Annotated in this window: 12 protein-coding genes; 6 read left to right on the plus strand and 6 right to left on the minus strand. The window is 71.4% G+C overall.

The window, feature by feature from the left end; translation table 11 throughout:
- Positions 1–2: 2 nt before the first annotated feature.
- The 4 genes from ilvA to ACQPZ4_RS47205 are packed head-to-tail and all read right to left on the minus strand — an operon-like array spanning position 3 to position 4432.
- Positions 3–1226 (minus strand): threonine ammonia-lyase, encoded by a 1224-nt coding sequence (gene ilvA, locus ACQPZ4_RS47190; RefSeq protein ID WP_433052070.1) that lies wholly within the window; start codon positions 1224–1226, stop codon positions 3–5.
- A complete protein-coding gene (locus ACQPZ4_RS47195; RefSeq protein WP_433052073.1) occupies positions 1223–1912 on the minus strand; it encodes a hypothetical protein in 690 nt (229 codons plus the stop codon). The genes ilvA and ACQPZ4_RS47195 overlap by 4 nt, the downstream gene beginning before the upstream one ends.
- Complete coding sequence (locus ACQPZ4_RS47200; protein WP_433052076.1) at positions 1861–3249, minus strand: amidase; 1389 nt, start codon at positions 3247–3249, stop codon at positions 1861–1863. Before ACQPZ4_RS47200 ends, ACQPZ4_RS47195 begins: the two co-directional genes overlap by 52 nt.
- 43 nt (positions 3250–3292) lie before the next feature.
- A complete protein-coding gene (locus tag ACQPZ4_RS47205) occupies positions 3293–4432 on the minus strand; it encodes a cystathionine gamma-synthase (protein WP_433052079.1) in 1140 nt (379 codons plus the stop codon).
- A gap of 33 nt (positions 4433–4465) precedes the next feature.
- Between ACQPZ4_RS47205 and ACQPZ4_RS47210 the strand changes: the two genes are divergently transcribed.
- Together ACQPZ4_RS47210 and msrA are read left to right on the plus strand one after the other, a co-directional pair.
- Complete coding sequence (locus ACQPZ4_RS47210) at positions 4466–4882, plus strand: HIT family protein (protein WP_433052082.1); 417 nt, start codon at positions 4466–4468, stop codon at positions 4880–4882.
- A 63-nt stretch (positions 4883–4945) separates the two neighbouring features.
- Positions 4946–5611: a peptide-methionine (S)-S-oxide reductase MsrA gene (msrA, locus tag ACQPZ4_RS47215; RefSeq protein ID WP_433052085.1), complete on the plus strand. Its 666-nt coding sequence runs from the start codon at positions 4946–4948 to the stop codon at positions 5609–5611.
- Between the two features lie 7 nt (positions 5612–5618).
- On the opposite strand, the gene ACQPZ4_RS47220 is transcribed toward msrA, so the two are convergent.
- The gene (locus tag ACQPZ4_RS47220) at positions 5619–6110 is read right to left on the minus strand and encodes a hypothetical protein (RefSeq protein ID WP_433052088.1); all 492 of its coding nucleotides are present in this window, start codon (positions 6108–6110) and stop codon (positions 5619–5621) included.
- Between the two features lie 42 nt (positions 6111–6152).
- Between ACQPZ4_RS47220 and ACQPZ4_RS47225 the strand changes: the two genes are divergently transcribed.
- Together ACQPZ4_RS47225 and ACQPZ4_RS47230 are read left to right on the plus strand one after the other, a co-directional pair.
- Positions 6153–6383: a hypothetical protein gene (locus ACQPZ4_RS47225; protein WP_433052091.1), complete on the plus strand. Its 231-nt coding sequence runs from the start codon at positions 6153–6155 to the stop codon at positions 6381–6383.
- Between the two features lie 249 nt (positions 6384–6632).
- Positions 6633–8954 (plus strand): IPT/TIG domain-containing protein, encoded by a 2322-nt coding sequence (locus tag ACQPZ4_RS47230; RefSeq protein ID WP_433052094.1) that lies wholly within the window; start codon positions 6633–6635, stop codon positions 8952–8954.
- A gap of 350 nt (positions 8955–9304) precedes the next feature.
- Here the strand turns inward: ACQPZ4_RS47230 and ACQPZ4_RS47235 are convergent, their stop codons facing one another.
- Positions 9305–9628 carry a hypothetical protein gene (locus ACQPZ4_RS47235; protein ID WP_433052097.1) on the minus strand — a complete coding sequence of 108 codons (324 nt, stop codon included), beginning with the start codon at positions 9626–9628 and terminating at the stop codon, positions 9305–9307.
- Positions 9629–9775: 147 nt separating this feature from the next.
- Between ACQPZ4_RS47235 and ACQPZ4_RS47240 the strand changes: the two genes are divergently transcribed.
- Both ACQPZ4_RS47240 and ACQPZ4_RS47245 read left to right on the plus strand, forming a co-directional pair.
- Complete coding sequence (locus tag ACQPZ4_RS47240) at positions 9776–11431, plus strand: aminotransferase class V-fold PLP-dependent enzyme (RefSeq protein WP_433052100.1); 1656 nt, start codon at positions 9776–9778, stop codon at positions 11429–11431.
- A gap of 44 nt (positions 11432–11475) precedes the next feature.
- Complete coding sequence (locus ACQPZ4_RS47245; protein ID WP_433052103.1) at positions 11476–12384, plus strand: S1C family serine protease; 909 nt, start codon at positions 11476–11478, stop codon at positions 12382–12384.
- The last annotated feature ends 4 nt before the right edge of the window (positions 12385–12388 follow it).

Genomic DNA, 12388 nt, shown 5'->3' on the forward strand with positions numbered 1-12388 from the left:
GGCTACACGCCGAACGTGACCGTGTAGCCCGCCGTCCGAAGCGCATTGATCAAGCGGTCGGAGTGCTCGGAACCCCGGGTCTCCACCGAGAATCCGAGTTCCACCTCCCCGAGCTGCAGCCGGGAATCCTGCCGCCGATGCGCCACGTCGACGACGTTGGCCCCCTGCTCGGCGATGTACGTCAGCAGCTTCGCCAAATGCCCGGGCCGGTCCCCGCACCGCACGGTGAAGGTCAGGTACCGCCCCGCGGCCGCCAGCCCATGCTCGATCACCCGCACCATGAGCATCGGATCGATGTTCCCACCCGACAGCACGGCCACCACCGGCGTCTCCACCTGCACCACGCCCGCGAGCAACGCGGCGACGCCCACGCTCCCGGCCGGTTCGACGACCATCTTCCCGCGCTCCAGCAGCATCAGCAGCGCCCGCGAGATGTCCTCCTCGGTCACCGTCACGACCTCGTCGACCAGCTTGGACACGTGCGCGAACGTGATGTCCCCGGGCCGCCCGACCGCGATGCCGTCGGCGATCGTCCCGAACGCGCCGAGCCGCACGGGCCGCCCCTTGGCCAGTGAGGGCGGGAACGCGGCCGCCTCCGCCGCCTGCACGCCGATGACCCGCACGTCGGGCCGCAGCGCCTTGATCGCCACGGCGACGCCCGAGATCAGCCCGCCCCCGCCGGCCCCGGTGATCACGGTCTTGACCTCGGGCACCTGCTCGAGGATCTCCAGCGCGACGGTCCCCTGCCCGGCGATCACGTCCGGATGGTCGAAGGGATGGATGAACACCGCGCCGGTACGCTCGGCGAACTCCTGCGCCGCCACCAGCGCCTCGTCCACCGTGGACCCCGCGAACTCGACGGCCGCGCCGTAGCCCTTGGTCGCGGCGATCTTGGGGAGCGGGGCGCCGAGCGGCATGTAGACGGTACTGGCGATGCCAAGCAGGGCCGCCGCGAGCGCGACGCCCTGGGCGTGGTTGCCGGCGCTCGCCGCCACGACCCCGCGGCGGCGCTCCTCGTCGGAGAGGCGGGCCAGCCGCACGTAGGCCCCGCGGACCTTGAACGACCCGGCCCGCTGCAGGTTCTCGCACTTCAGCCAGGTCGGGCCGCCGAGCTTCGCGGTCAGGGGCCGGCTCGGTTCCACCGGGGTCAGGCGGGTCACGCCGGCCAGCAGCTTCCGCGCCGCTTCGATCTCGGTGAGGGTGACGAGATCCGCTGAAACGGTCATGCCCTGATGGTCCCACCTTCGGCGAGGACGGAGTCGCGGGCCCGCAGCCGCGCCACCCGGCCGTACTGCGCGCTGGTGACATGCGCGACGATCAGCACCGCGAACCCCGCCGCGAGCACGAACAGCGCCGCCGACGGGAGGTACAGGAGCAGCTCTCTTCCGAAAAGGTGCCCGGCGAGCGCGTCGTCGACCGCCCGCCCGTCGCGGGCCTGCGTGCGCACCAGCCCGATCTCGGCCGCGGTCTCCCGGCCGGCCAGCCAGGCGACCAGCAGCGTCGCCGCCCCGACCAGCGACGTGCCCCAGAACGCCCAGGTCAGCAGCGTCATGTGGCGGCGCGGCTCGGGCGCGCGGCCGACGCTGTCGACGACCCGGTGCGAGCGCACCCCGAAGGCGACCAGGTTGGACCGCGCGCGGCTCACCCAGCCGATCCACACCAGCGCCGCCGTCAGCAGCAGCACGGCGCGCCCGGCCCAGCCGACGAGTCGCAACGTGGTCGCCAGGGCGGCGGTTTCAGGGCCCGGATGGTGTACCGCATGCAGGTCCGCCAACGGCAGAAAGGCCATGCCGAGATTGAGCAGGGCCGCCGCCGCGACGGCCACCATCGCGGCGTTCGCCCAGTGTGCGAGGGCCCGGATCATCGGCGCCGCGCCGCCATCCGGGGCCAGCCCGGCGCGTGCCGGCGCCACGGCGCGGCCTGCTCGAGCTGTCCGGCCAGGGCGAGCAGGAGCGGCTCGGCGCCGGGCGGCCCGACCAGCTGCACCGCGGCGGGCAGCCCGTCCGCGCGCACGCCGACCGGGAAGACCAGGCCCGGGAAGCCGGCGAAGTTCCACGGCGCCGCGTAGGGCGCGTACCGCGTGTTGACCATCATGTTCGCCGCCCACGAGCGCGCCGACCAGCGATCCGCGGACGGGGCCGGGCCGGCCAGCGCCGGGGTGATCAGCACGTCGAAGCCGCCGTCGGCGAACCAGTGCTGGCAGCGCTCGCGCCAGGCGGCCCGGTCGGCCGCGCGCACCAGGCCCCGCTCGATCGCCCGCTCGCCGAGGGCCACGTGGCGGCGGCTGCGCGGCTGCAGCGCGGCCCGGTCCAGCTCGGCGGCGTCGATCGCGGCCCCGGCGAACCAGGTGGACAGCACCCGGGCGGCCAGGGCGGGGGTGTAGACCGGATCGGCCTTGACGGCGCCGTGGCCGTGGGCGAGCAACAGCCGTACCGCGTCGCTGAGGCCCTTGCGCGCCCCCGCGTCCGGGAACACGCCGGCGACGGGGCTGCGCGCGGACACCGCGACCCGCAGCCGGGCGGGTTCGGTGAGCGCGTGCGGCGTACGGCCGGACAGCACGCTGAAGCCCAGGTGCGCATCGGCGACCGTGGTGGCCAGGATGCCGTTCTCGGCGAGCCCGTACCAGTCGTTGCCGCCGATCCCGGCCGGCACCGCGCCCAGGCCCGGCTTGATCCCGACGATCCCGCAGCAGGCGGCCGGGATGCGGATCGAGCCGAGGCCGTCGTTGCCGTGCGCGATCGGCACCAGCCCGGCCGCGACCGCCGCCGCCGACCCGCCGGAGGAGCCGCCCGGCGTGCGGTCGGTGCGCCACGGGTTGCGGGTGATCGTGCCCGCGTCGTCGGTGGTGGCGAAGATGCCCAGCTCCGGCATGCGGGTCACGCCGACCACGACCGCGCCCGCGCCGCGCAGCCGCCGGACCACCTCGTGATCGCGGTCGGCGACGGGACTGCGCGCGGCCGCCGAGCCGCTCCAGGTGGGCAGCCCGGCGACCGCCACGTTCTCCTTGACCGCGACCGGCACCCCGGCCAGCGCCAGGTTGGCCAGATCGGGCTGGTCGTCGACGATCTCCGCCTCGGCGATCGCCGCCCCGCCGCGCACCTCGCGAAAGGCGCCGACGATCCGGTCGTACGCCCTGATCGAGTCGAGATGGTCCGCGACGACCGCGGTCGCCGAGGTGTCACCGCGCCGTACCGCACGCGCGATCTCCTTGGCCGTGCTCCCTACCCACGTGGTTGCGCGTGCCGGCATGAGGACACCTTTCCGTACCCGGGTGGCGGTGCGGTCAAGTGTGTCAACGAGCGAGCGCGTACTCCAGATCGGCCAGAAGATCGTCGATCGTCTCGATTCCGACGGACAACCGGACGAGGTCCCCTGGCACTTCCAGCGGGCTCCCGGCGGCACTCGCGTGGGTCATGCGTCCGGGGTGCTCGATGAGCGACTCGACGCCGCCGAGCGACTCCCCGAGCACGAAGAGCCGGGCGCGGTTGCAGATCTCGACGGCGTGCTCCTCGCTCTGCGCGCGGAAGCTGACCATCCCGCCGAAGCGGCGCATCTGCTTGGCCGCCGTCTCGTGGCCGGGATGGTCGGGCAGGCCCGGGTACAACACCTGCTTGATGTCCTTGTTCCTGGACAGGAACTCGACGACCTTCTCGGCGTTGTCGCAGTGCCGGTCCATCCGCACGCCGAGCGTCTTGATCCCGCGCAGGGTCAGCCAGGCGTCGAACGGCCCGTTGATCGCGCCCATCGCGTTCTGGTGGAACGCCAGCTCCCCGAGCAGGCCCTCGTCGCTGCCGACGAGCGCGCCGCCGACCACGTCGGAGTGCCCGCCGAGGTACTTCGTCGTCGAGTGCACGACCAGGTCCGCCCCCAGGTGCAGCGGCTGCTGCAGGTACGGCGAGGCGAAGGTGTTGTCGACCACCAGCAGCGCGCCGCGATCGTGCGCGACCTGCGCCAGCGCCGCGATGTCGGCGATGCCCAGCAGCGGGTTGGTCGGCGTCTCCACCCAGACGATCCGGGTCCGCTCGGTCATCGCCGCCCGGATCGCGTCGACGCTGTGGATCGAGGCGGCGGTCCAGTTCAGGCCCCAGCGCTCGGCGACCTTGGAGAACAGCCGGAACGTGCCGCCGTACGCGTCGTCGGGAATCACCACGTGATCGCCCGGCCGGCACACCGTGCGCAGCAGCGTGTCCTCGGCCGCGAGCCCGGACGCGAACGTCAGCGCGCGGCGGCCGCCCTCGATCGCCGCGAGGCACTCCTGCAGGGCGTCGCGCGTCGGGTTGGTGGTGCGGCTGTATTCGTACCCCTGCCGCGGGCTGCCCACGGCGTCCTGGGCGTAGGTGCTGGTCTGGAAGATCGGCGGCACGACGGCACCGGTGGCCGGGTCCGGTTCCTGCCCGGCATGGATGGCGAGCGTTTCGAAGCCGTGGGTCATAGGTGGACCCTAGTCGCGGCTAGTCTGGCGTTCGTGTCGGACTGCCTGTTCTGCTCGATCGCGTCGGGCGCCGCCCCCGGCTTCCTGGTGGCGTCCACGGACACCGCCGCCGCGTTCCTGGACGTCCGCCCGGTGTTCAAGGGCCACGTGCTGGTCGTGCCCAAGACCCACGTGGTGACGCTGACCGATCTCGACCCTGCAGACATTCCCGGGTACTTCGGGTTCGTCCAGAAGATCGCCGCGGCCGTCGAGACCGGACTGTCGGCGGGCGGGACGTTCGTCGCGATCAACAACCGCGTCTCGCAGAGCGTCGCCCACCTGCACACCCACGTGGTACCGAGGACCAAGGGCGACGGCCTCAAGGGCTTCTTCTGGCCGAGGACGAAATACGCGTCCGACGACGAGGCGTTGTCCTACGCGGAGAAGGTCTCCGCCGTAATGAGCTCATAAGGCCTTGCGGCGATTTTCGCGGCAAACTTGAGTCCGAGAGCCTCAAGTCTTAAGGAGTGGATCGTGTTTCTGCGGTACACCAAGCAGCTCGACCTGCCGACCGCCCAGTCGGCCATCCCCGGGCGCGACACCGAGATCCCGGTAGCCGCTTCGCATACGGTCCTCGGCACCCCGCTGCGCGGCCCCTGGCCCGCGGGCCTGGAGGTCGCCTACTTCGGCATGGGCTGCTTCTGGGGCGCCGAGCGCATCTTCTGGGAGATCCCCGGCGTGTACTCCACGGCGGTCGGCTACCAGGGCGGCTTCACCAAGAACCCGACGTACGAGGAGACCTGCTCGGGCCAGACCGGCCACACCGAGGCCGTGCAGGTCGTCTACGACCCGGCCAAGGTCTCGTACGAGACGCTGCTGAAGGCGTTCTGGGAGAACCACGACCCGACCCAGGGCATGCGCCAGGGCAACGACGTGGGCACCCAGTACCGCTCGGCGATCTACACCACCACCCCGCCCCAGGCGAACGCGGCGGCGGGCTCGCGCGACGCGTTCGCCCCCGTGGTGCGCGCGGCGGGCCGCGGCGAGATCACGACCGAGATCGCGCCGGCCGGGCCGTTCTACTACGCGGAGGACTACCACCAGCAGTACCTCTCGGACGCCAAGAACCCGGGCGGCTACTGCAACCACGGCCCGAACGGCATGACCTGCCCGATCGGCGTCGGCACCCTGCCGGCCTGATCCCCTGTCAACGTTCCGAGCGGGCGCCTTCCGGGGCGCCCGCTCGCATTTGCAGCGTCGCCCGGCGGGCTCGCTCCTCGCCCGGATACTGCTCGCCGAACAGCCCCGGGATGACGCCCAGCCCGAAGCCGACCGCCAGCGGCAGAAGCACGAGGACCACCGGCCCGACGACGAAGCCTCCGCGCCCGGCATCGCGCTCATGGGTGGGGGCGTGGCGCAGCCAGTGCCGCCCCCAGAACACGCCGGGGACAACGAGCGCCGCGTACAGGTAACCGACCACATCCTCGCCGCGCGATGAACTGTGCGCGGCGGCGCCGCTGAGCACCCACACCACGGCCGCCGCGCCACCGATCGTGCCCAGCACGGCCCCGATCGCGACCAGGGCCCGGCGGCGGCGGTACTGGGGGCCGCGCGCCAGCCAGGTGGTACCGATCCACCGGAGCGTCACCGCCGGCCCGTCCGGCGCGTCCCGGACGTGGAAGACCCGCTCGACCGCCATGCGCCGCCCTCCGTTCCCGCCATGACGTTATAGCGTGCGCGCGTGGGTTCCACGTTCGAGGTCGTCGTCGATGTCGAGGCCACGCCCGGTGAGGCGCCTGCGCTCGCCGACGCGGTGCTGCGGTGGCTGGCGGCCGAGGGCGTCGCCGAGGCGGACGGTCTCGAAACCGAGCTCGGCCGGACAGTCTTCTGGCCGCCGCTGGACCCGGGCTTCGTGCGGGAGCTCGGCCACCGCCTCGGCCATCGCGTCGTCGTCACCCGCGGCAAGGTGTAGACCGCGGCCGAGCGCCACAGGGGAAAGCCCGTTCGCATTGCGTAACAGGGAACACGAGCCCGACTCGCGAATTGTGAGTTTTGAGGTTCTTTCGGGTATCTCGCTGCTACTTTGAGTGACGTTCCGGATGCTGAGCGCTACCTCTCCAGGAAACGCGCCCGCCGAGCACTCCCAACCCGTGGATTCAACGGAGGAGACACTCAAGTGCAAGTCAGAAAACGACTTCCCGGCGGCAGGGTCGCCGCGCGTGTGGGCGTCGCCCTGGGCATCGTCGCGGCCGGTCTGGTCGCGACCGCCTCTCCCAGCTTCGCGGCCGTCGAGACCATTGTGGCGAAGCCGTCGCACGGCCCGAGCGGTGGAACCTACGACACGGTCCTCACGAGCACCGGCACGTGGAGCGGCAGCAACTACGTCCAGTGGTCGCAGGCCGCCTGCAACGCCAAGTACCAGGCGCAGGTGCCGATCGCCTCCACGGCCGGTGCGGTCACCGCGGGTATCGTCTCGGCGGCCGCGGCGGGCACGGGAAGCACCGCCGACCTGACCGTCACGGTGCCGAGCACGCTCGCGCTGCCGACTGACGTCACCGCGCCGGCCGGCTTCTATGTCTGCGCCTACGACGGGACCACGGTCGGCACGTCCGATCTGGTCGCCAACACGGCCGCCGCGAGCTTCAAGGTCGACCCGCTGCTCACGCCGAACCCCACCAAGGGGGCCAGCGGCGGCGGGTACTCGGTCGAGCTCAACTCGCCGAACCCGGCCTTCACCGCGTTCTCGCCGAGCACGTACACCGTGCAGTTCCAGGCGATCACCGCGACCACGACCGTATGTGCGGCGACCCCCGCCGGCGCGACCGCGCCGAGTGCCTCGGGTGGCGCGCTGACCGGCGGCGCCGTCATCGTGCCGGCGGCCAACGTGCAGGTGCCGACCTCGCGCCAGATCAAGGTGCAGGTGCCGGCGGCGCTGGCCCAGCCGACCAGCCCGATGCTGTTCACGGCCAACTTCAACGTCTGCGTGTACGCGGGTGGCAACATCCTCGCCGAGACGATGTCGACGGCGCCGTTCAACCTCAACGGCAACGTGGCGCTGAGCGCGCAGAACGGCTCGACGGCGGGTGGCAACGCGCTGACGCTGACCGCGGCCAGCGCGATCTTCACCAGCGGGTCGACCTACGCGCAGCTGCAGGACGCGACCGCCGGTGGCGGCCACCCCAACTGTGACGCGACCTACCAGTCGAGCGGTTCGCCGATCAACCTGACGGCCGCGCAGACGCGGTTCATCTCGACGAGCAAGATCGCGCTGACGCTGCCGGCGCCGCTGGCGGCGAACACGTACAACGTCTGCGTCTACAGCGCGACGACGGGTAGCACGCTGGTCGCCCAGGGCTTCGGCACCTACACCGCGGGTACCGTCCCGGCGGTCGTCTCCGTCAGCCCGGCCACCGGCCCGGCGCAGGGTGGCACCACGATCACCGTGACCGGTGCGAACTTCGACACCACGGGCGCCATGACGGCCACCGTCGGCGGCACGCCGATGACGATCCTGACCGTCGCGTCGGGCACGTTCACCGCGCAGACCCCGCCGCACGCCGCGGCGTCGGGTCTGCCGATCGCCGTCTCCGTCAACGGGCAGACGTTCGAGACCAAGAACCTGTTCACGTACACCAACGGCATCACGGTGACGCCGAACACCGCTCCGAACTCGAAGCCCGCCGGCACCGACCTCGACATCCAGGGCGTCGGCTTCCAGGACCTGACCTTCGCCGCGACGGGCGTGTACGACGCCAACAGCACCAAGGCGCACGTGTACCTGGTCAAGGGCGCGTACAACCCGGTCGGCTCCGGTACGACCAAGACCAACGGCCAGACCGCGGAGTGCGCGGACGTGCTCGTGGTCACGGACACCAACCTGATCTGCACGGTGTACCTCATGGGCAACGGCCCGCTCCCGAGCACGGTGGCGCGCAGCATGACCGGCTGCGCCGGCACCTCCGGGCAGTCGGTGCTCACCATCGGCGCCGCCTGCACCTTCAGCTCGACCGACGTCGGCCTGACCATCTCCGGCACCGGCTTCGCGGCGGCCACCACGATCACCGCGGTGAACGCGAGCACCGGCGTGCCGACGCTCAGCAAGGCACTGACGGCCAACATCACCGGCGCCGGGGTCATCAACGTGTACTCGCTGACGGCGGGCAAGACGCTGACCGACGCGGCCGGCGCGAACAACAGCAAGACGCTGACCACCACCACGGCGATGTTCGCCTCGACGGACGTCGGCAAGGCCGTGTACGGCGCGAACGTTCCGGCCGGCACCGTCATCAGCGCGTTCACCGACACCAAGACCGTGACGCTGTCCAACGCGCTCAGCAGTGCGCAGACCGCGTCCGCCAGCGCCGCCCAGCCGATCTTCGTGTACGGCACCGGTCCGGTCCCGAACGGGACGTACACCGTGACCGTGGTGAGCAGCGGTGCCGTGAACGCGGCCACCGTGTCGACCAGCAACCCGAACGCCGCGAACTACATGCAGTCGATCATCTCGAGCGGCTCGACGTTCACCGTGGCGGACTACAACTGAGCTGTGGCGGACTACAACTGAGCGAATCGCAGTACAACTGAATGCTTTGAAGAAATCACGAACGGCCCGGAGTCGCGGGACTCCGGGCCGTTCGCTGTGCGGGCAAGCCGTGAGCAATGAGGGTTTTGGCAGGCGAGGGCACCAATTCGCGATATATGCGGGGGAACCACAAAGTAGTGCCCTCGCCTGCCGGGTAAGACCCGCCCGATCCCTGGGGAGGACGCCTGGCCGGAGGCGTTCGGAGCCGACGGAGGCATGTCGGCAACCGCGTCCGGGCGGGTCTTTTGTGTCGCGGGACTGCGTTGCACTGGCGGGGCGCGCCGGAGTCTCCGCTTGGTACAACGATCAGCTCAGAGGAAGGTTCCTCGATTTCCGCCGGCGCGATGCCAGCCGCCGCGGGATTCGCGCGGGCGGCCGAGGTCGATGCGCCAGTCGGGCATCGTGCGCAGGCTGTACAGGTCGTGCCGGGCGGTCCAGGCCTCGTTCCACGGGCGCCGGGACGCCTCCGCGGCGTTCTCGGCGAGGCGGCGCGGGGCGCACGGCCACTCGCGCCCGCACCAGAGGCACTGGCCGTCGCCGTCGGACTCGCTGTGCCGACTCAGGATCTGCGTGGCGTCCCGCCACAGCAGTCGATCGACGACGTCTGTTGGCTCGGACTGGTCAACACTGACCAACTTCCCTACCCCCAGTCTCATGAGGTGGCCTGAGCACCTCCGGACGAAACGTTAAACAGTCGAGCCGTCCGGATGAGCGGACAAGCAGTGCGACATTCTCCCGACCACACGAAAGGGGACGGCGTGGCGCCTGCCATGATGGCCGCCATGGAGAACCCCCTCTTGCAGCGGATACGTGCCGGCGTGATCGGCGACGACCAGGTGATGTGGGGGCCCTTCGGGGCGCGCCGGGTGACCTACGCCGACTACACCGCGTCGGGCCGGGCGCTGGACTTCATCGAGCGGTTCATCCGTGACGAGGTCCTTCCGCGGTACGCCAACACGCACACGGAATCGTCCGGCACCGGGCTGCAGACGACCCGGCTGCGGGAGGACGCGCGCCAGATCGTCAACGACGCGGTGGGCGGCGACGCCGACACCGTCGTGATCTTCACCGGGTCCGGGTCGACGGCGGCGATCGACAGGATCGTGCACATCCTCGGGCTGCGGGTGCCGGCCGGGCTGGAGGACCGCTACCAGCTCTCGGAGCGCATCCCGGCCGCGGATCGCCCGGTCGTGTTCATCGGGCCGTTCGAGCATCACTCCAACGAGTTGCCGTGGCGCGAGTCCATCGCGGACGTCGTCGTCATCCCCGAGGATCACAACGGGCACATCGATCTGGACCGGCTGCGCGCGGAACTCGTGCGCCACGCCGATCGGCCGCTGAAGATCGGATCGTTCTCGGCGGCCTCCAACGTGACCGGGATCGTCACCGACACCCACGCGATCTCGGCGCTGCTGCACGAGCACGGGGCGCTGTCGTTCTGGGACTTCGCCGCGGCCGCGCCGTACGTCGACATCGAGATGTACGACAAGGACGCGGTCTTCATCTCGCCGCACAAGTTCGTCGGCGGGCCGGGCACCCCGGGCGTGCTCGTCGTGCGCCGCGCGCTGCTCACCAACCGGGTGCCGACCGTGCCCGGCGGCGGGACGGTGGACTACGTCAACCCGACCGACCACCACTACATCGCCGACCCGGCCCACCGCGAGGAGGGCGGCACCCCGGCCATCGTCGAGTCGATCCGGGCCGGCCTGGTGTTCCAGCTCAAGCAGGCGGTCGGCACGGACGCCATCCGCGGCCTGGAGGAGGGCTTCCTGCGCGAGGCCATCGCCTCGTGGCAGACCAACCCCAACATCGAGATCCTGGGCAACCTGGACGCGCCCCGGCTGTCCATCGTGTCGTTCGTCATCAAACGACCCGGCGGCCGGTACCTCCACCACAACTTCGTCGTCTCGCTCCTCAACGACCTGTTCGGGATCCAGTCGCGGGGCGGCTGCTCGTGCGCGGGCCCCTACGGCCACCGGCTGCTCGGCATCGACATCGAGCGCTCGCACCGCTTCGAGCAGGAGATCATCGCCGGCTGCGAGGGGATCAAGCCGGGCTGGGTGCGGGTCAGCTTCAACTACTTCATCTCGGAGGCGGTGTTCCGCTACATCGTCGACGCCGTGCACCTCGTGGCCACGCACGGGTGGGCGCTGCTGCCCCAGTACCGGTTCGACCCCTACACGGGCCTCTGGAAGCACCGCGACGGGGTCGTGGAGCCGCCGCTGCGCCTGTCGGAGCTGCGCTACGCGGAGGACGGCGAGCTGACCTGGCCCGCGCGGCACGAGCGGGCCCCGGAGTCGGACCTGTCCGGATATCTGCGCCATGCGCGCGAACTGGTGGAGGCGTTGCCCAAGACCCAAGAGCCGGAGGGCGTGGTCTCCGCGAACTTCGAGGCCCTGCGCTGGTTCGACCTCCCGGCGAAATCGCTGTTGGCGTAATTCGGAGCGGCATGCGGTACCGGCGCGGCTTTGTTCTGGTGTCCATGGATGCCTACAGCGAGGTCGTCTCCACCGTGGCGGCCACCCTGCTGCCGAGCGTGGCCAGCCTGACCGTGCGCAGCCGCCGCGGCGAGGGGGCCGGCTCGGCGGTCGTCTACACCCCGGACGGCTTCACCCTGACCTCCGCCCACGTCGTCGAGGGCGCGGACGGGGGCGTCGCCGAGTTCACCAACGGCGTCGAGATCCGCTTCGACGTGGTCGGCGCCGACCCGCTCTCGGACCTGGCGGTGCTGCGCATCCGCGAGGCCGAGGTGCCGCCGGCCACCCTGGGCAACGCCGACGACCTGCGCATCGGCCAGCTCGTGGTGGCCGTCGGCAACCCGCTGGGCCTGGCCGGCTCGGTCACGGCGGGCGTGGTCTCGGCGCTGGGCCGCTCGCTGCCGGTCCGCGACGGGCGGCACACCCGCCTGGTCGACGACGTGATCCAGACCGACGCCGCGCTCAACCCCGGCAACTCGGGCGGCGCGCTGTCCGACTCGGCGTCGCGGGTGGTCGGGATCAACACCGCCGTGGCCGGGATCGGGCTGGGTCTGGCCGTGCCCATCAACGGTACGACCAGGCTGATCCTCGCCGAGCTGATGTCCACCGGCCGCGTGCGTCGCGCGTGGCTCGGGGTCGCGGGCGCCACGGTGCCGCTCCCTCAGCCGGTGGCCGAGCGCCTGGGGCAGTCCAAGGCGCTGCGGCTGGCCGAGGTGGTGCCCGGGAGCCCGGCGGGGCAGGCCGGGCTCTACGTGGGCGATGTGGTGCTCAGCGCGGGCGGGAAGGCCATCACGGGTGTACAGGACGTGCTCCGGCTGATGCTCGGCCCGGCCATCGGCACGCGGCTGTCCATCACCGTCCTGCGCAAGGGAGCGCTGGTCGACGTCGTGGCGGTGCCGGCGCCGCTGGACTGAAAAC

The organism is Dactylosporangium sp. CS-033363 (assembly GCF_050942475.1).
Taxonomy (GTDB): domain Bacteria; phylum Actinomycetota; class Actinomycetes; order Mycobacteriales; family Micromonosporaceae; genus Dactylosporangium.

Excerpts from the sequence above, each read along its gene's own strand:
- ilvA (WP_433052070.1), bottom strand. The coding sequence starts at position 1,226 with ATGACCGTTTCAGCGGATCTCGTCACCCTCACCGAGATCGAAGCGGCG.
- ACQPZ4_RS47240 (WP_433052100.1), top strand. The coding sequence starts at position 9,776 with ATGGAGAACCCCCTCTTGCAGCGGATACGTGCCGGCGTGATCGGCGAC.
- ACQPZ4_RS47205 (WP_433052079.1), bottom strand. The coding sequence starts at position 4,432 with ATGACCCACGGCTTCGAAACGCTCGCCATCCATGCCGGGCAGGAACCG.
- ACQPZ4_RS47220 (WP_433052088.1), bottom strand. The coding sequence starts at position 6,110 with ATGGCGGTCGAGCGGGTCTTCCACGTCCGGGACGCGCCGGACGGGCCG.
- ACQPZ4_RS47200 (WP_433052076.1), bottom strand. The coding sequence starts at position 3,249 with ATGCCGGCACGCGCAACCACGTGGGTAGGGAGCACGGCCAAGGAGATC.
- ACQPZ4_RS47245 (WP_433052103.1), top strand. The coding sequence starts at position 11,476 with ATGGATGCCTACAGCGAGGTCGTCTCCACCGTGGCGGCCACCCTGCTG.